Genomic DNA, 16,914 nt, shown 5'->3' with positions numbered 1-16,914 from the left:
GGTTTTTCAAGCCCGCAGCCAAAAAAAGTTTGCCCGGATTTCCAGCTCGAAAGCGGCAGCGAATCCATCTGCCGGCCCGTTCGGACGTTTTTGTCCGGGGCACTCCGGAGGCATGGCGCTCAGCGTTTTTTTTCGTTACAATTGGAGGGAATGAACGGACATCTTTGGAACCGGACCCGGAAGGAGCTGACCGGTATGCAGACGGATACGGAATCGCAGGCGGCCGCCGCGCCGCGGCTGTGGGGCGAGAAACGGTTTCACACGTGGAATTACGAGATGCGCGGACGGTTTGGCTGCAAAGTGTTCAAGGTCATGCTGGACGCCGGGTTCACCTGCCCGAACCGGGACGGGACGATCGCAGCGGGCGGCTGCACCTTCTGCAGCGCGCGGGGATCGGGCGACTTCGCCGGCAGCCGCAGGGACGACCTGGTCACGCAGTTCGGCAAGGTGCGCGACCTGCAGCACCAGAAATGGCCCGAGGCGCGCTATATCGGCTATTTTCAGGCTTATACGAACACGTATGCGCCGGTAGCGGAGCTGCGCGAATATTATGAAGCGATTCTCGCCCAGCCGGGCGTCGTCGGGCTGTCGATCGCCACGCGGCCGGACTGCCTGCCGGACGATGTCGTCGATTATTTGGCCGAGCTGAACGAGCGGACCTACCTGTGGGTGGAAATGGGGCTGCAGACGGTGCACGAATCGACGTCGGCGCTCATCAACCGGGCCCACGATACGGCATGCTACCTCGACGCCGTCCGGCGGCTGCGGGAGCGGGGCATCCGCGTGTGCGCGCATATCATTTACGGCCTTCCGCAGGAGACGCACGAAATGATGATGGCGACCGGCCGGGCCGTTGCGGATATGGACGTGCAGGGCATCAAAATCCACCTGCTTCATCTCATGCGCAAAACGCCCATGGTGAAGCAGTACGAGGCCGGCCTGCTGCGCTTCCTGGAACGGGACGAGTACGTGAAGCTGATCGTCGATACGCTCGAGCTGCTGCCGCCGGACATGATCGTGCACCGGCTGACCGGCGACGCGCCGCGCGACCTTCTGATCGGGCCGATGTGGAGCCTGAAGAAGTGGGAAGTGCTGAACGCCATCGACGACGAGCTCAAGCGGCGCCAAACGTGGCAGGGCCGGCTGCGGGAGGCGAGGTAAAAGGTGGGCTTCCTGTCCGTGCTCGGCATGGCGCAGCGGCTTGTCGCCGAGCGGGTGTCGCCCGGCGACGCCGTCGTCGACGCGACCTGCGGAGGAGGCGTCGATACGCGCTTTCTCGCCGGGCTTGTCGGCCCGCACGGCATCGTCTACGGCTTCGACGTCCAGCCGGAGGCGCTTGCGCGCACGCGCGGCCGGCTGTCCCCGCTCGCGGCGGAAGGCCGGCTGCCCGGGCTGCGGCTCGTGCTCGGCAGCCATTCCCTCATGGCGGAGCACGTCGACCGCGCACTGCACGGCCGCATTTCCGCCGTCATGTTCAACCTCGGTTTCCTGCCGGGCGGGGAAACCGACAAAACGGTCATTTCCCGGCCGGAGACGACGCTTCCGGCGCTTGACGCTTCGCTGGCGCTGCTGCGCCCCGGCGGGGTGCTTACGGCCGTGCTGTACCCCGGCCACCCGGGCGGGCGGCAGGAGGCGGAGGCAGTCGAAGCCTGGGCCGGCGCCCTGCCGCAGTCGCTCGGACAAGCCATGCTGTACCGGATGGCGCAAAAGCCCGACGCGCCGTATTTGGTCGCTGCCGAGAAGAAGGCGGCGCCCGTTCCGGCGGAATAGAACGGCGCGGGCACGGCAGCCGGCCCCCGCCTATCTTCCCGCGCTTTGCGGGAAACCGCTCTGCCGTTCCTGCCTCGCCGGCCGCATGCGGCTGCCCGTCCGCCGTTATGCAGTGAAACACCGCACACTGGAGCTGCCGTTTGCAGCGGCTCGGGTGGGGCGGCTTCCGGAGCTGAACGCGGTACAAAATCTGATTATCATTTTATATGGGAGGAATCGTTCATGACTGTACACAAGCTCGAGCATGTCGGCATTATGGTTACGGATATGGAGAAATCGATCAAATTTTACACGGAAATTGTCGGACTGCGGCATTTGCACACGATGCTCCATTCCAACGGCGTTGTCAAGCTCGGTTTTCTGACCGGCGCAGACGGGCAGGAAACCCAAATCGAGCTGATCGAGCGCGCAGGCGGCGACCTGCCGGCCGAAGGCCGCACCCATCACGTCGCGTTTACGGTCGATGACGTCGAGGCGGAATTCGAGCGCATCAAAGGGCTGAACGTGCCGCTGCGCGACACCGAAATTACGACGCTGCCGAACGGCGCGCGCTATTTCTTCTTCTACGGGCCGGACGGCGAGTTTTTGGAAATGTTCCAGCCTCCCGCGAGTTAAAGGGAAGGCCACACCATACAGAGATCGAGCAAGGGAGAGAATCACCATGACGCAAGCGTACCCGCTTCAATTTAAACCGGAGATGAAAGAACGGATCTGGGGCGGCCGGGCGCTCGAGCGTTTCGGCCTTGAGCTGCCGGACGGTCCGATCGGCGAAGGCTGGATGATCGGCGACCATCCGAACGGCACGACAAAGGTCGTCAACGGCGAGCTTGCCGGCCTCGGGCTGGACGAAATCCGCGAACGGTTCGGCCGCGACTTTTTCGGCACGAAGGGCTTTTCCGAGCGGAACGGCCGCTTTCCGCTGCTGATCAAGCTGCTCGACTGCAACGACGATTTGTCGGTGCAGGTGCATCCGACCGACGACTACGCCGGGCTGCCGGAGGGCGAGCTCGGGAAGACGGAGATGTGGTATGTCCTCGATGCCAAGCCGGGCGCCAAAATCATCTACGGCTTGAAGGACGGCGTGGATCGCGCCGCGCTTGCCGCCGCTATCGAAGCCGGCCGCGTAATGGACTGCCTGCAGGAAGTGCCGGTTCAAGCCGGCGACGCCTTCTACATTCCGGCCGGAACGGTGCATGCGCTGTGCGCGGGCGTCGTCGTCGCGGAAATCCAGCAAAACTCGGATACGACGTACCGCCTCTACGATTACAACCGGCCGGGCCTCGACGGCAAGCTCCGCGAGCTGCACATCGAGGATTCGCTGAACGTCATCGCTTATGAAGGCGCGGGTGCGGCGCGGATGAAAACGGACGGCGCTCACGCCGGCGAATGGCTGAAGATCGCCGAGTCGCCTTATTTTATAGTAGAGAAAGGCGTCGTCCGCGCACCGTGGAAGCTGTCCACAACGCCGGAGAGCTTCGTCATCCTCGTCGTCGCCGAAGGCGAAGGCGCAATCGGCTGGGATGGCGGAAGCCTCGATGCGAAAGCGGGCGAATGCTTCCTGCTGCCGGCGAATCTCGGCCGCTATGAGCTGAGCGGCGCCATGACCGTGCTGAGAAGCGTAACGCCTTAAGCCTCCGCAGTCCTTGAAGCCCATAAAGACCTCCGATTCGGCGTCCGATACAGCGCTCGAATGGGAGGTCTTTTTTACGATCATGTTCCCTGGTGCGCGTGGCGGCGCATGACGGCCGGCGTTAAAGATTGGCGGGTTCGGCCTGACGGGCGGAACGTCTGCGGCGGATCCAGTCGGCGAGCGAGCCGAGCGCGGAGGCCGCAAAAATCGTCAAAATCCACATGAGCGGATAGCCGTATCGGCCGAACGTCACAAAGGGAAGGTGGATGAACCAGAAATAGAGAAACGGGAGCAGCAGCGGCATGAGCTGCTTGAACCGCCGCTGCGCCAGCGATGCGGCGATGCCCGCGAAGCCCGCGATCACGTACATCACATGGAGCGTAACGACCGCCGGCCGCGGCAGTCCCGGCACCGGCTTCGAGTAGAACGGGCCTTCGAACAGCCCGATCGTTTTGCCGACCGTAAACCAGTAAGCGTACCGCAGCGGATCGTGCGTAAACCCGTAGGCGATCAGCCGCTTCGCCGCTTTTTTCTCCCAGCTGTTGCTGCCGGCGAACAGCCGGTTGCCCGCGTATTCGGGATACTGCTCGAAGAAGCCCTGCGGCGGCGCCTGCCTCTTGATGAGCGCCCCGAGCAGCATCGGATTTCCCGACGAATTCGTAAACGGAATGAAGGCGCGGAAATCGGCATAGTTGCGTACCCACCACGGGGTCAGGAGCAGGAGACTGCTGACCCCGACAATGGCGGTGCATTTGACGAACTGCCGCCAGCCGTACTTGTGCGCCAGCCAAATAAGAAAGAGGCACAGCGGATAGAGGCAGCTTTGCGGCTTGACGTAGCAGGCGAGTCCGAGCAGAATGCCGACCAGCGCCCAGGCGGCGCCCGTTCCCGATTTCAGCGCATAGAGCGTGCCGCAGACAAGCAGCAAAAAGAGAAGCTTGAACGTCGATTCGGTCAAAATCGCGCCCGAAGCGAACAGGTCCGGCACGTAGCACGCCGATAAAAGGGCGGCGAGCAGCGCCGTCCTCGTGCCGAGCAGCGCACGCGCGGCGACGAACACCAAATAAACGGACGCGGTCTGCATCAGGCATTGCAGCAGGCGAAAAGCCGTCACCGCGCCGTCGCGGTCCAGGAAGGCCATAAACCCGCTCAGCATAAGCGGGATGGCCGGCATGATGAAGTCCGTCGGCGCGCCGCCGCTGTTATAGACGAGCGTATGCCGTTCGACGAGCATTTGCGCCGCGTAAATATATTTCACGTCGTCGTTGTTTCGTTTCTCGTAGGAGCCGAGCAGAAAATGATCGCCGCGCCACAGCACGACCGCGGCGTTCGCGAGCAGCACGGCCGCCATGACGGCCATGACGAGCCTGCGCACCGCCGGCGTTTCGGATCGAATGGAAAACAATCGGACGGGCTCCCTCCTGATGTTCCGATTTTCTGATGTTCTGATTTTGATATCCCCATTTTCCGGTGGTACGGATTCGTAAAGACCAAGCTTTATATAGCCTTGATTAAAATTGCCCGATTTAAACCTCGTACTGCCCGGGCGCCGTCTATTTTGGCCGGTATATGACCATACTGGCTAACACATGACATGCGAGGCGGGTAGATCCATGCCGTTTATCCCAACCGAACAGAACCGCAGCATTCTCGTCATCATTCCCGCTTACAACGAAGAGGCGGCGCTCTCTCGCACGGTCCGGGAGCTGAAGCTGCATACGCCTTACGATTTTGTCGTCATCGACGACGGCTCAAAGGACCGCACGCCCGATATTATCCGGAGCGAGGGGATGCCCTCCCTGCGCCACGCGGTCAATCTCGGCATCGGCGGCTCGATGCAGAGCGGCTACAAATACGCCGACCGGCTGGGTTACTCGTATGCGATCCAGCTCGACGCCGACGGGCAGCACCGGCCGCAGGACATCGCCAAGCTCGTGGAAGCGGTCCGGACCGGCGATTTGGACATGGTGATCGGTTCGCGCTTCCTTAAGCCGAGCGGCTATCGCGGCAGCGCGGCAAGACGGATCGGCATTTATTATTTTCACCTGCTCGTCCGGCTGCTTACCGGCGTCCGAATCACCGATCCGACCTCGGGGTTTCGCATTGTAAACCGCCGGACGATCGAGCTGTTTTCGCGCGCCTATCCGACCGATTATCCGGAGGTCGAAGTGATCGTCAGCCTGGTCAAGCGCGGTTTTCGGGTGAAGGAAATCCCCGTCGACATGCGGAGCCGCCAAGGCGGCGAGTCGTCGATCAACTGGACCAAATCGATGTATTATATGATGAAGGTGACCCTGTTCTCATTGATCCGCAAAAGCTTCTCATAACGAAAGGACCGCCGTTCCATGAATCAGTTTGTCGCCATTTTGATCACGCTGTGTTTTTTCGGGCTGATCGTGTATTTCACGGCGACCCACAAGCTGCGGGACCGCTATGCGTTCCTGTGGCTGGTCGTCGCGCTCGCCGGCGTTGCGGCCGCGCTTTGCATCCCGCTGCTGAACCGGATCGCCGGGCGGATCGGCATCGCGTATATGCCGGCGTTCGTCTTCCTGATTACGATCGTCTTCATCCTGGGGCTGCTTGTCCGGCAGACGATCGGCTTATCGAACCAGGCAGATAAAATCAAAACGCTGACGCAGGAGTTTGCCGTGCTGGAGAAAAAGCTGCTTGAGCTTCAGCCGGAGAAGGGCGGTGAACGCCGCCTGTGACGCTTGTTCAGTTTGCGCTTATAGCGGCGAATACGCTGATGCTGGTGTCCGGCCAGTTTTTGTGGAAATACGGGCTGATGCGGCAGACGAGGCCGTTCGAGAGCGTTCGGACCGTGCTGGAGCTGCTGTTCTCCCCTTACATCGCCGGCGGGCTGTTCATTTACGGCTGCGCCACCGTTCTTTGGCTCTATATCGTGTCCAAGGTGGATCTTGGCTACGCTTATCCGGTTCAAAGCCTGGCTTACATCCTCTCCATCGTCGGCGCCTATTATTTGTTCGGCGAACCGCTGTCGGCCATGAAAATCGCGGGCTGCCTGCTGATTCTGGCCGGCGTCGCCTGTATCGGCCTGTCCGCACGTCTGACCGTTTCGTAAAAACATGAAGCGGATGGAAAAATGCCGTCCCGGCCGAATGTCGGCAGCAGGACGGCATTTTTATACGGAACGCTTGCGTCAGAAACGGACCGGCACCTCGACCATGTCCTGAATGCTGCCGTCGCGGGCGCTGCGCGTGTATACCAGCAGCGTGCCCGTGCGTGCGGCGGGCGTCTGGGCGAAACGGAGCTCCGCGTTAAACCGCCCGAACGCCGGCGCGCCTTCGGCGGCTGTCACGAACCGCTCCGGAATAACAGAGCGGCCCGATGCATCGCGAAGCTGGTACAGCACGTTTGCTTCGAAGGCGCGGGCCACGCCCGACAGCTGCTGGCCGGAGGCGATCGTCGCGCCGGGCATCGGCTCGAAAACGGCGATATTCGTGGAGGACGGGTACGGAACCGCCAGTTGGAAGCCCGGATACAGCACGTCCGGCGACCAGCCCGGCCGGCCGCGGTTCGCCCGCGCGAGCTCGCTCATGGATGCGCCGAACCGGCGCGAAATGCCGTAGAACGTATCGCCCGGCGCAACCTCGTACACGAAAGCGGGGACGAACAGCTGCTGGCCGACGCGAATGAGGTTCGGATCCTGCAGCTGGTTGAGCGACGCCAGCATGTCGGCGCCGGCGGAAAACCGCTCGCCGATGCGGAACAGGTTGTCGCCCTGCGCGACCTGGTACAGCACGGCGCTCGTCTGCGACATGCCCGGCAGCCGGAGCAGAAGCAATTGCCCGGGATAAATGAGGCCCGGGTCGGTAACGGGCGGATACAGCGCATTGGCCTGTGTAATGGCAGGCACGTTCGTGCCGTATCGGTTGGCGATCGCATACAGCGTATCGCCGGGGAGGACGGTCACCATCAGATGGGTTCCCGGAGAAATCGGCATCAGCAACGCAACTCCTGTCGTCTGGGCTGATAACTAGGGTATGCCGGTTGCCCGGCCGGGGTGAACGTTCCGGGACGCTTTCGCGCTTCGCGCTGCCTTGCAGGACGACAAAAAAAAGTCCGGACGCACGCGGCAGCCGCCGCATACGCCGGACTTCGAGATGCTTCTCGCCGTTCCGCCGCTTCGATTTACTTCAGAATCGTCTCGATTTGCTCCAGCTCTTCGCTCGAAAAATCGAGATTGTTCAGCGCCGCCACGCTGTCCTCGACCTGGCTCACCTTGCTGGCGCCGATCAGCGCGGACGTAACTCGGCCGCCGCGCAGCACCCAGGCGAGCGCCATCTGCGCGAGCGACTGGCCGCGCGCCGACGCCAGATCGTTCAGCCTGCGCAGCTTGTCCAGCAGCTCGGCGGTGATGTTCTTCTCGCTGAGGAACCGGCTCGAGCCGCCTGCGCGCGAATCCTCCGGAATGCCGTTCAAATATTTGTTCGACAGCATGCCCTGCGCCAGCGGGCTGAACACGATGCTGCCGACGCCGTTCTGCTCGAGAACGTCCTGCAGTCCGCCTTCGATCCAGCGGTTCAGCATGCTATAGGACGGCTGGTGGATCAGAATCGGCGTGCCAAGCCGGTTTGCGATCTCGATCGCCGCTGCCGCCTGCTCGGCGTTATAGTTGGAAATGCCGGCGTAAAGCGCTTTGCCCGAACGGACGATATGGTCGAGTGCGCCCATCGTTTCCTCGAGCGGCGTATCCGGGTCCGGACGATGATGATAGAAAATATCGACGTAATCGAGCCCCATCCGCTTCAGGCTCTGGTCCAGCGAAGAAACCAGATATTTGCGCGAGCCCCACTCGCCGTAAGGCCCCGCCCACATATAATAGCCCGCCTTCGTCGAAATAATCATTTCGTCGCGGTAAGGCTTGAAATCGCCCGCCATCACCCGCCCGAACATTTCCTCCGCCGAACCGGCCGGCGGCCCGTAGTTATTCGCGAGATCGAAGTGCGTGACGCCCAAATCGAACGCCCTGCGCAGCATAGCCGCGCCGTTCTCGTATGTATCCGTCCCGCCGAAATTGTGCCACAACCCCAGCGAAATCGCCGGCAGCTTCAAGCCGGATCGTCCGCAGCGGTTGTACTTCATGGAAGCATACCGCTCTTCACTTGCCTGGTAGACCACGTTGATCGCTCCTTTTTGTCGGGTTGCACCCGGCATCTCCGAATTCCGAAGCCGGCTGACCGCAATCGTTTTGACGCAAAAAACGATGATGTGCATGTCTATCATAACACGCCCGTTCCGTTCCGGACTACCGCGTCCTGCCTCCCGGACGGTTCGATTTTGCCGTCTCAGCTTTACAAGGCGTCAGAAGTTGCAATTGCAACGCACCGGCAGCGGGAGTAAACTGAGGGCATAGAAGGTTGAGGAGGAAGAACGGATGAACGACGACAGCCATTCGCTTTCCCGCCGGACGCCGCGGCCGTGCCGCTGTTCGCACCGGTACGCCGGAGACCGGCGGAAGGCCCGGTGCAACGGCGGGGAATCTTTGAATACGCTTTACCAGCGGGACGGGCGAGGCCGGGAGGCGTTATCCGAATGAATATCCGCGCCGCCGGCGGGCGGCTCGTCGATCGCCACTTTCATGCGCTGACCCACCGCAATTACCGCTATTTCTGGTACGGGCAGTGCATTTCCCTGATCGGCACCTGGATGCAAAATATCGGGCAGTCCTGGCTTGTGCTGACTTTGACCGGTTCGCCGTTCCTGCTCGGTTTGGTCGGAGCGGTTCAGTTTCTCCCGATCACCTTCCTATCCTTGTTCGCCGGAGTCATTATCGACCGGTATCCGAAGCGGCGCATCCTGCTGATCACCCAGTCCGTTTCGATGTGTCTCGCACTCACTCTCGCCGTGCTCGTCTTTACGGACACGGTCCGTTACGGCTATGTGCTTACGGTGGCGTTTCTGCTCGGCCTGACGAACACGTTCGATTTGCCGACCCGCCAATCGTTCAATATCGAGATCGTCGGCAAGGAAGATTTAATGAATGCCATCGCGCTCAACTCGACCACCTTCAATTTGGCGCGCATCCTCGGACCTTCGATCGGCGCGCTGATGATGGCGTATTTGGGGACCGGCTGGTGCTTTTTGCTGAACGGACTCAGCTTCGTCGCCGTCCTGCTCGGCCTGCTTCGAATCGAGGCGAAGCCTTATGTCCGGGCGAAGAAAACGGGCATCGGCCTGATCGCCGAAATCAAGGACGGCATCCGTTATATGGCGGGCGATCCTTTGCTGTCGCAAACGATTCTGCTCGTAACCGTAATCGGGACGATCGCCTTTAACTTCAACGTGCTCATTCCCGTCTTTACCAGAACGGTGCTTCATTTGGACGAAAAAACGTACGGCGGGCTGATGTCCTGTCTCGGCGCGGGGTCGCTGATCGGCGCCGTGACGGTCGGGCTGCGCAGCAAGATAGGCCCGAAGCTCAAGGTGAGCGTCGTCTGCAGCATCGTCATCTCGATCGGCCTGTTTCTGATCGGACTGAGCGGCTCCGTCATGGTCACCGGCCTGCTGCTGCTCGCTACGGGCATATGCACAATCGCCTTCTCGACGAACAGCAACTCGCTCCTCCAAATGAATGCCCGGGACGAATACCGCGCCCGGGTCATGAGCGTCTATTCGCTCGTTTTTGCCGGTTCGACGCCGCTCGGCAATCTGCTCACCGGTTACGCGGCCGACCGTTTCGGCGCGGACAGCGCCTATATGCTGTGCGGACTGTCCTGTCTCGTTCCATGTCTTGCCATCATCTTGGTGTACCGCAATAAACGAAAAGCCGCGGCGAAGTTCGCAGGGGCGGGCGGGCCGGCGGTTCAACAGGCGGCGGAACGGCTCGCCGAACCGAAATAGCGCCGGCACCGGATTAGCCGGTTCTCGCCTCCCGGCCCAGCTTCATGGCAAACGTCTTCGCGGCGGCTCCCGCACCGCCTCCGCCGAAGCCGCCTCCGTAGACCACGATGAGCAGCGTCTCCGATTCGGCGCTGACGGCGCCGCTTTGCATATACCGGTCCAGATCGAACGGCAGCCGTTCGATGACCGCATGCTTGTGCAGCTCTTTCTCGCCCAGACCGAGCGCGGCGAACGCGGCGGACACGTCCTGCGGCCGCTCGGCCAGCCGCTTCATCCAGCCGTTCCACTCCGGCCGGTCCATCGTGAAATCCCACCACACCTTGCGCGGCTTGTAGTTGTGATTCAGGAAATAGTCGAGTTTCATCAGGCCGAGTGCGGCGTCCGGACTCCAGCCTATGCTTCTTCCGTTCGTTTCTTCATGCCTCGTATATTCCGTTAGGAACGCCCACAGCCTTGCGAACAGGTCCTCCAGCTGGTGGCCGATCTTCTGCCAGCCGCGGCTTTCCCAATAATCGCCGAACTGCTGGAAGAAATCGAACGGTGACGGGAATGCCCGCTCCACCAAATAAAGCAGCGCATGATCCATCCGGTGCGCGTTCCAATATTTCTCCAGCACATCCTCGACCCGCTTGATCCGCACAATATCCGAGAACGGCAGCAGATCGTTGCCGAGTATTTCGTACGGTGCGCGGTCCATGTAAATATAGCCGTATTTGTCCGCGTCATGGCGCAGTCCGGTGCCGCGCAGCATTTTCAGAAAGCCGAGCTGCAGCTCTTCCGGCCGGAGCGCAAAGACGTCGTTGAACGTTTTGCGGAACGTGTCGTAATCCTCATGCGGCAGCCCGGCGATCAAATCGAGATGCTGGTCGATTTTGCCGCTTTCCTTCACCTTGGTCACCGTGCGCGTCAGCTTCGCGAAATTTTGCCGGCGCTGCACCGCTTCGTTCGTCGGATCGTTCGTCGACTGCACCCCGATCTCGAAGCGGAAAATGCCGGGCGGCGCATGCTCGGCCAAATAATCGAGCACCTCGGGGCGCATGATATCGGCCGTTATTTCGAACTGGAACACGCAGCCGCGATGGTTTTCGATCAAAAACCGGAATATTTCCAGCGCGTAATCGCGTTTAATATTAAACGTGCGGTCGACGAATTTGATCAGCTTCGCCCCGGACTCGATGAGAAATAGCAGATCGGCCTTCGTCCGCTCCAGATCGTAATAACGCACGCCCACCTCGATGCTCGACAGGCAAAACTGGCAGCTGAACGGACAGCCGCGGCTCGTTTCGAAATAGACGACCCGGCTGCCCAGCTTAGGCAGATCTTCGGCAAACCGGTGAGGCGACGGCAGCGTCGCCAAATCGAGCTTCGGCCGTCCCGGATTGACGACGATTTCCTCCGTTCCGTCCGCCTTCCGCTTCCGGTAAACGAGACCGAACACCAGGTGAAATTTCCGTTCGCCGCGAAGCTCCGTGAGCAGATGGTGAAACGTCTCCTCGCCTTCGCCGAAAACGATGAAATCGACCTGCGGCAGCCGTTCCATCCAGAATGCCGTATCGTAGCTGACCTCGGGGCCGCCGAGGACGATGCGCAGCGAAGGCTTGATTTTGCGCAGCATGTCGATGACGGCGATCGTCTCCTCGATGTTCCAAATATAACACGAGAACCCGACGACATCGGGCTCCTTCGCGAACAGATCGGAGACGATATTCATCGCCGGGTCTTTAATCGTATATTCCGCGATGTCGATATCAAACTCATGCCCGCTGTACGCTTTCAGGCAGCGCAGCGCCAGCGAGGTATGGATATATTTGGCGTTCAGGGTCGTTAGCACGATTTTCATTTCGAAGGTTCCCTCATTTGTTTGCTTCGGATTGTCTATCATTGTACCGAATTTCGGGCAAAAAAAGAAGGGAGGCCGCTCTCGGACGCTTCTTGCCTCCTCGAGGGCTCCCTTAATGCGGTGAGCGTATGTGTTAATCGCGCACCTGCACGTTAAACTTCTCTTTCCCCTGCACCTGGATGACCGGATAACGGATTCGCCACGTGCCGTCCCCGTTCGCCGTCACCTCGCCCGGACCGAACCCGCGCGGCTGGAAGCTGAACGTCTGGTCGTAATACACATTCAGCTGGATGACGTTGTCCGGAAGCAGCTTGTGCAGCTCGACGCCCGCATCGATCGCCCAATAGCGCAGATCGTCGCTCGCCTTATGACCGTATACCATATAAAAGGCCGGATCGATAACCGCCGTAATGACGACCCATCCCTGATCGTCGCGGGTCACCTGAAAATCGCTCAGCTTGGCCGTCCCTTCGGACGTCTCGATCGTCGAGTATTCCTTGTCCATGAATGCCTTGATCTCGTCGTTCGTTGCGCCGGCCAGCGTCGACGGCTTGTCGCTCGGCAGGAAGGCGACGCTTGAGGGCGGATTCGATGCGATGTCCTGCAGCAGCAATTGGATGCTTTCAGCTGAAACCGCAAAGTTCAGATCCGCGTGCGTATCGTCGACGCCCGAGGACGTAAGGCCGATCAGCTCGCCGTCGTCGTTGAACAGGCCGCCGCCGGAGCTGCCGTGATCGATCGGGACGCTGATCTGGAACGTTTGCGCGCCGCCGTCCGATTGAATGTTGCTGACGATCCCTTCGGATACCGTATTCTGAATACCGAGCGGACTGCCGATGGCAACGACGTGATCGCCTTTGCCGACCAGCTCGGATTCACCGATTTTGACCGGATCGACCCCGAGCGGCTTCTTCGTTTGAAGCACCGCCAAGTCGCTGTCCTTATCGTAGCCGACGATGCCCTTCACGTCTGCGGTCGTGCCGTCTTCCAGCGTCACGGTCGCCGATGCGGCGTCCTGGACGACGTGAAAATTCGTCAGGATCCGGTCGCTGCCGATAATGACGCCGCTGCCTTGGGCGGTGTCCGTTGTAATCATGACGACCTTCGCGTCATTCTCGTCGACGATTTGCCGGACGCTCAGCTTCTCTTTGTCGTCGTCCTGCTGCTGCCGGCGCTGCTCTTCAGCCAGCTTGTCGATTTCCTGCTGCTCAAGCGCTTCCTCGGACGTGATCCGGATCGCATGCGACGCGGCATCGACCGCCACCTCGGCTCCCAGCGTCTCCGAAACAAAACGAAGCGGCACCATCGTCGTCCCGTTCAGCTGCTGCGCCGGAACGGCCAGCAGCACCGCCTTGCCGTTCTTGACCGCTTTCTTCGAGCCGAGCTGCAGCGTAACGCTCATGCCGTCCTTGATGCCGATGATCGTCTTCGTCGACGGCTCCCAGGTTACGTCGGCCTGCAGCGCTTTGAAAATCGCCCTCATCGGCACAAGCGTCGTGCCGCTCAGCGTGACCGGCGGAGGCGACAGCGCGAGCTTGCGGCCGTCCACATACACTTGATAGGCCGTCTTGCCGATTGCCGCTGCTGCGGGCTTTGCCGCCGCGGCGGCGCTTCCTCCCGTCAGCCCGGGCAGAGGCGCAAGCACGAGGCCGGCAGCCAGCACGGCAGCCAGCATCCCCTTCTTATTCCTGCTCTTCACGCGGTTTCCTCCAATAATCTCCTAATCTCCCACGTCGCTATCGTATCACCGCGTCCAGCGATTTGTCTATGACGCTTTCCTATAGATTTGTTATAGATTTGCTAACGTTTCGTTATTGGCCGACTATAGATTGAAAAAATAAATTAATGTTTGTATTATTAATATACCTATTTGTTAATGAATAGTGGAGGAATACGAGCCGCATGACGGGAGGAACCTCATGAAAATCGATGTAACCGAGAAATGGCTGCCGGTCTACGAGGCGCTCGCCAGCGATGTCCGAATCAACATCATCCAGCTGCTGGCGAAACGGGACATGAACATCAAGGAGCTGGCGCAGGCGGTCAATCTCAGCAGTCCGATCATGACCATGCACGTCAAGAAGCTGGAAAAGGCGGGGCTTATCCGCACGACGATGGTGTCCGGCAGAGGGGGGGCGAAGAAGGTGTGCACGCTCTCGACCGATTTTATCGAAATCGAGTTCCCGGCCAAGGACGATCCGTCCGCGCGGGAATATCATTTGACCGAAGTATCCGTCGGCCATTACACGGACTTCGATATCGAGCCGACGTGCGGGCTCGCCACGACCGAGAAGGTGATCGGCATCTTCGACGAGCCGCGTTATTTTCTCGACCCCGAGCGCGTCAACGCGAAAATTTTATGGTTCGGCAGCGACGGCTTCGTCGAATACAAAGTGCCGAACTTTATAATGAAAGGCGAAGAGCCGGTCGAGCTTGAAATTTCAATGGAGATTTCCTCCGAGGCGCCGTTTACGAACGATAACTGGCCTTCGGACATCACCTTTTTTCTGAACGGCGTCAATCTGGGCACATGGACAAGCCCCGGCGACTTCGGCGGCGGCAACCGCGGCAAATATACGCCCGACTGGTGGTGGAACGAGATCAATCAGTACGGCCTCCTGAAGGTGTTGAAAATCAACAAAAGCGGGACGTATATCGACGGCCAGCATCTGTCCGGCGTGACGCTCGACATGCTCGATGTCAAGCTAAAGCAGTGGACGTTCCGCGTCGCCGTGCTGGAGGATGCCGTCAACATCGGAGGCCTTACCCTTTTCGGCTCGGGCTTCGGCAACTACAATCAGGATCTATTGTTCAAGCTTTACTACGAGAAAGGGGCGGAGAAAGGAAGCGCGCCTTCGTCCCGGCAGGAGCGCGAAGACGAATCGGAATGAGATAACCCGGACGGCCCGGAACGCTGGCGTTCCGGATGGCCGTCCGGGTTTTCTCATGCGGCCGGGAAGAACGGCGGTGTCCTCCCCAATAGACCGAGCGTTTGCCTTCCGCTTAACCTTTGATCGAACCGATCATGACCCCTTTTTCGAAATATTTCTGAATAAACGGGTACACGAGCAGAATCGGCAGCGTCGAGACGATGATGACCCCGTATTTGATCTGGTCGGCGTACCGCTGCGCATAACCTCCCGCATCGCCGCCGGTTCCCGCGCCCCCCGCAAATACCTGGTTGGACAGCAAAATGTCCCGGAGCACGATCTGCAGCGGCTGCAGGCTGTTGCTGCGGATATAAATGAGCGCCGTGAAGAAATCGTTCCAATGCGCCACCAGATAATACAGCCCGATTACGGAGACGACGGACTTGGAAAGCGGCATCGCCACCTTCATGAAAAAGGTGAAATGCGTGCAGCCGTCCATCGAAGCCGCCTCGTAAAGCTCCTTCGGAATCGCATTCTCGAGAAACGTCCTGGCGATGATCAGGTTATAGATATTGACGGAAAAGGGAATGATAAACACCCATAAATTGTTCGTCAGATGCAGCCCCTTCATCAGGATATACGTCGGAATGAGGCCCCCGTTGAAAAACATCGTCACGACGAAAAGCAGCATCAGGAAACGTCTCGCCCGGAATTCCGGCCTCGAGAGCGCATAAGCGGCCGGGAGCGTGAACAGCAGGTTCACGAACGTGCCCAGCAGCGTATAGACGATCGTATTTTTATACCCGGTCCAAATGCGGGCGTCCTTAAAAATTTCATGATAGCCGAACAGGCTGAAGCCCTTCGGGAACAAAATGACATGGCCGGTGGACACGAGCGTCGAATCGCTGACCGAGGCGATCACGACAAAATAAAGCGGGTAGGCTACGATCAGAAAGATGAATGCGCACAGGACGACGATGACGGCATCGAATACCGCGTCTCCGGCGCTTTTGTTTTTTTTGGCTGCAAGCTCCATGACCTTCCTCCTACCACAGGCTGATGTTCGAAGCTCTTCGGGAGATCGCGTTCATCGCAACTAGGAAAATAAAATTGATCAGCGTATTGAACAGGCCGATGGCCGCCGAGTAGCTGAATTGGTTCGAAATGATGCCGATCTTATACACGTAGGTCACGATCACCTCGGAAACGGGCAGGTTGAGCGCGTTCTGCATCAGGAACACTTTTTCGAAGCCCGTGCCGAGCACGTTACCCATGCTGAGAATGAACAAAATGATGATTGTCGGTTTGATGGCCGGCAAATCGACGTGCAGAATCGTCTGCCATCTGCCGGCGCCGTCGATTTTCGCGGAATCGTACAGCTGCGGATCGACGGTCGACAGCGCGGCCAAATAAATGATGCTGTTCCAGCCGCAGTGCTGCCAGATGTCCGAGAGAACGTAGACCGGCACGAACGCCCTCGTCGAGGCGAGCATGTTGAAATCGCCCCAGCCCAGCCAGTCCAAAATGTGCCCCACAATGCCCGTGTTGGGCGACAGCAGCACGTTCAGCAGCCCGACCATGACGACGATCGAAATAAAATGCGGCAAATAGACAGTCGTCTGCAGCGTTTTTTTCGCCCGCCTCCACTTCACCTGGTTCAGGATGAGGGCCAGCACGATCGGCGCCGGGAAGCCGAGGATAATCGTAGCGAGACTGATCGTCACCGTATTTTTCATCAAATCGGCGAACATGTAATTGGTCACGAACTGCTCGAAATAGTGAAGTCCGCGCCAGGCGCCCCCGGTCAGCCCCTTCGTAAAATCGTAATCGCGAAAAGCGAGCTGAATGCCGTACATCGGAACGTAATTGAACAGCAAAACGACGACGATGGCCGGAAAAACCATGATCCACAATTGGTAGTCGCGCCGGAAGGTGCCGAT

At 59.6% G+C, this 16,914-nt stretch carries 17 protein-coding genes; 10 read left to right on the top strand and 7 right to left on the bottom strand.

Annotation, left to right across the window (positions count from 1 at the left end; genetic code table 11):
- Positions 1–195: 195 nt before the first annotated feature.
- The 4 genes from mnmL to PD282_RS05170 all read left to right on the top strand — a co-directional run bounded on the left by mnmL (position 196) and on the right by PD282_RS05170 (position 3,400).
- On the top strand, positions 196–1,161 hold the full coding sequence (gene mnmL, locus PD282_RS05185) for a tRNA modification radical SAM protein MnmL/YtqA (RefSeq protein WP_274655047.1): 966 nt from the start codon (positions 196–198) through the stop codon (positions 1,159–1,161).
- A gap of 3 nt (positions 1,162–1,164) precedes the next feature.
- Positions 1,165–1,770 carry a tRNA 5-(aminomethyl)-2-thiouridylate-methyltransferase MnmM gene (gene mnmM / locus PD282_RS05180; RefSeq protein ID WP_274649276.1) on the top strand — a complete coding sequence of 202 codons (606 nt, stop codon included), beginning with the start codon at positions 1,165–1,167 and terminating at the stop codon, positions 1,768–1,770.
- A 222-nt stretch (positions 1,771–1,992) separates the two neighbouring features.
- Positions 1,993–2,385 carry a VOC family protein gene (locus PD282_RS05175; RefSeq protein ID WP_274649275.1) on the top strand — a complete coding sequence of 131 codons (393 nt, stop codon included), beginning with the start codon at positions 1,993–1,995 and terminating at the stop codon, positions 2,383–2,385.
- 46 nt (positions 2,386–2,431) lie between these two features.
- Positions 2,432–3,400, top strand: coding sequence for a type I phosphomannose isomerase catalytic subunit (locus PD282_RS05170; RefSeq protein ID WP_274649274.1), 969 nt, complete (start codon positions 2,432–2,434; stop codon positions 3,398–3,400).
- A gap of 121 nt (positions 3,401–3,521) precedes the next feature.
- Here PD282_RS05170 and PD282_RS05165 read toward each other — a convergent pair whose 3' ends face one another.
- Positions 3,522–4,805 carry a glycosyltransferase family 39 protein gene (locus PD282_RS05165; RefSeq protein ID WP_274649273.1) on the bottom strand — a complete coding sequence of 428 codons (1,284 nt, stop codon included), beginning with the start codon at positions 4,803–4,805 and terminating at the stop codon, positions 3,522–3,524.
- Positions 4,806–5,013: 208 nt separating this feature from the next.
- Here PD282_RS05165 and PD282_RS05160 point away from each other — a divergent pair, with 208 nt between their 5' ends.
- The 3 genes from PD282_RS05160 to PD282_RS05150 are packed head-to-tail and all read left to right on the top strand — an operon-like array spanning position 5,014 to position 6,482.
- Complete coding sequence (locus PD282_RS05160; RefSeq protein WP_274649272.1) at positions 5,014–5,727, top strand: glycosyltransferase family 2 protein; 714 nt, start codon at positions 5,014–5,016, stop codon at positions 5,725–5,727.
- 18 nt (positions 5,728–5,745) lie between these two features.
- The gene (locus PD282_RS05155) at positions 5,746–6,108 is read left to right on the top strand and encodes a DUF2304 domain-containing protein (protein ID WP_274649271.1); all 363 of its coding nucleotides are present in this window, start codon (positions 5,746–5,748) and stop codon (positions 6,106–6,108) included.
- Entirely contained in the window at positions 6,105–6,482 is a 378-nt protein-coding gene (locus PD282_RS05150; protein ID WP_274649270.1) for an EamA family transporter, read from the top strand. Before PD282_RS05155 ends, PD282_RS05150 begins: the two co-directional genes overlap by 4 nt.
- Positions 6,483–6,560: 78 nt before the next feature.
- Here the strand turns inward: PD282_RS05150 and PD282_RS05145 are convergent, their stop codons facing one another.
- Both PD282_RS05145 and mgrA read right to left on the bottom strand, forming a co-directional pair.
- Complete coding sequence (locus tag PD282_RS05145; RefSeq protein WP_274649268.1) at positions 6,561–7,364, bottom strand: LysM peptidoglycan-binding domain-containing protein; 804 nt, start codon at positions 7,362–7,364, stop codon at positions 6,561–6,563.
- Positions 7,365–7,552: 188 nt separating this feature from the next.
- The gene (gene mgrA, locus PD282_RS05140; RefSeq protein ID WP_274655045.1) at positions 7,553–8,542 is read right to left on the bottom strand and encodes an L-glyceraldehyde 3-phosphate reductase; all 990 of its coding nucleotides are present in this window, start codon (positions 8,540–8,542) and stop codon (positions 7,553–7,555) included.
- Between the two features lie 256 nt (positions 8,543–8,798).
- Between mgrA and PD282_RS05135 the strand changes: the two genes are divergently transcribed.
- Positions 8,799–8,960 (top strand): hypothetical protein, encoded by a 162-nt coding sequence (locus tag PD282_RS05135; protein ID WP_274649267.1) that lies wholly within the window; start codon positions 8,799–8,801, stop codon positions 8,958–8,960.
- Positions 8,957–10,264 (top strand): MFS transporter, encoded by a 1,308-nt coding sequence (locus PD282_RS05130; protein ID WP_274649266.1) that lies wholly within the window; start codon positions 8,957–8,959, stop codon positions 10,262–10,264. Before PD282_RS05135 ends, PD282_RS05130 begins: the two co-directional genes overlap by 4 nt.
- A gap of 13 nt (positions 10,265–10,277) precedes the next feature.
- On the opposite strand, the gene PD282_RS05125 is transcribed toward PD282_RS05130, so the two are convergent.
- Positions 10,278–12,104 (bottom strand): B12-binding domain-containing radical SAM protein, encoded by a 1,827-nt coding sequence (locus PD282_RS05125; protein WP_274649265.1) that lies wholly within the window; start codon positions 12,102–12,104, stop codon positions 10,278–10,280.
- Between the two features lie 133 nt (positions 12,105–12,237).
- On the bottom strand, positions 12,238–13,803 hold the full coding sequence (locus tag PD282_RS05120) for a stalk domain-containing protein (RefSeq protein WP_274649264.1): 1,566 nt from the start codon (positions 13,801–13,803) through the stop codon (positions 12,238–12,240).
- Positions 13,804–14,023: 220 nt separating this feature from the next.
- On the opposite strand from PD282_RS05120, the gene PD282_RS05115 reads away from it, so the two are divergent.
- Entirely contained in the window at positions 14,024–14,995 is a 972-nt protein-coding gene (locus PD282_RS05115; RefSeq protein WP_274649263.1) for an ArsR/SmtB family transcription factor, read from the top strand.
- A 112-nt stretch (positions 14,996–15,107) separates the two neighbouring features.
- Here the strand turns inward: PD282_RS05115 and PD282_RS05110 are convergent, their stop codons facing one another.
- Together PD282_RS05110 and PD282_RS05105 are read right to left on the bottom strand one after the other, a co-directional pair.
- Positions 15,108–16,010, bottom strand: coding sequence for a carbohydrate ABC transporter permease (locus tag PD282_RS05110; RefSeq protein WP_274649262.1), 903 nt, complete (start codon positions 16,008–16,010; stop codon positions 15,108–15,110).
- 10 nt (positions 16,011–16,020) lie between these two features.
- Positions 16,021–16,878 carry an ABC transporter permease gene (locus PD282_RS05105; protein ID WP_274655043.1) on the bottom strand — a complete coding sequence of 286 codons (858 nt, stop codon included), beginning with the start codon at positions 16,876–16,878 and terminating at the stop codon, positions 16,021–16,023.
- Between the last annotated feature and the right edge of the window lie 36 nt (positions 16,879–16,914).

Origin of the sequence: Paenibacillus humicola, assembly GCF_028826105.1 — a bacterium.
In the GTDB taxonomy this organism is placed as follows: domain Bacteria; phylum Bacillota; class Bacilli; order Paenibacillales; family Paenibacillaceae; genus Paenibacillus_Z; species Paenibacillus_Z humicola.
This window is presented reverse-complemented; position numbering and strand designations above follow the sequence as displayed.

Bases quoted from the DNA above. Each gene is read 5' to 3' on its own strand.
- PD282_RS05105 (WP_274655043.1), bottom strand. From the start codon at position 16,878: ATGGTTTTTCCGGCCATCGTCGTCGTTTTGCTGTTCAATTACGTTCCG.
- PD282_RS05175 (WP_274649275.1), top strand. From the start codon at position 1,993: ATGACTGTACACAAGCTCGAGCATGTCGGCATTATGGTTACGGATATG.
- mnmL (WP_274655047.1), top strand. From the start codon at position 196: ATGCAGACGGATACGGAATCGCAGGCGGCCGCCGCGCCGCGGCTGTGG.
- PD282_RS05115 (WP_274649263.1), top strand. From the start codon at position 14,024: ATGAAAATCGATGTAACCGAGAAATGGCTGCCGGTCTACGAGGCGCTC.
- PD282_RS05135 (WP_274649267.1), top strand. From the start codon at position 8,799: ATGAACGACGACAGCCATTCGCTTTCCCGCCGGACGCCGCGGCCGTGC.
- PD282_RS05125 (WP_274649265.1), bottom strand. From the start codon at position 12,104: ATGAAAATCGTGCTAACGACCCTGAACGCCAAATATATCCATACCTCG.
- PD282_RS05110 (WP_274649262.1), bottom strand. From the start codon at position 16,010: ATGGAGCTTGCAGCCAAAAAAAACAAAAGCGCCGGAGACGCGGTATTC.
- PD282_RS05130 (WP_274649266.1), top strand. From the start codon at position 8,957: ATGAATATCCGCGCCGCCGGCGGGCGGCTCGTCGATCGCCACTTTCAT.
- PD282_RS05160 (WP_274649272.1), top strand. From the start codon at position 5,014: ATGCCGTTTATCCCAACCGAACAGAACCGCAGCATTCTCGTCATCATT.
- PD282_RS05155 (WP_274649271.1), top strand. From the start codon at position 5,746: ATGAATCAGTTTGTCGCCATTTTGATCACGCTGTGTTTTTTCGGGCTG.
- PD282_RS05170 (WP_274649274.1), top strand. From the start codon at position 2,432: ATGACGCAAGCGTACCCGCTTCAATTTAAACCGGAGATGAAAGAACGG.
- PD282_RS05145 (WP_274649268.1), bottom strand. From the start codon at position 7,364: ATGCCGATTTCTCCGGGAACCCATCTGATGGTGACCGTCCTCCCCGGC.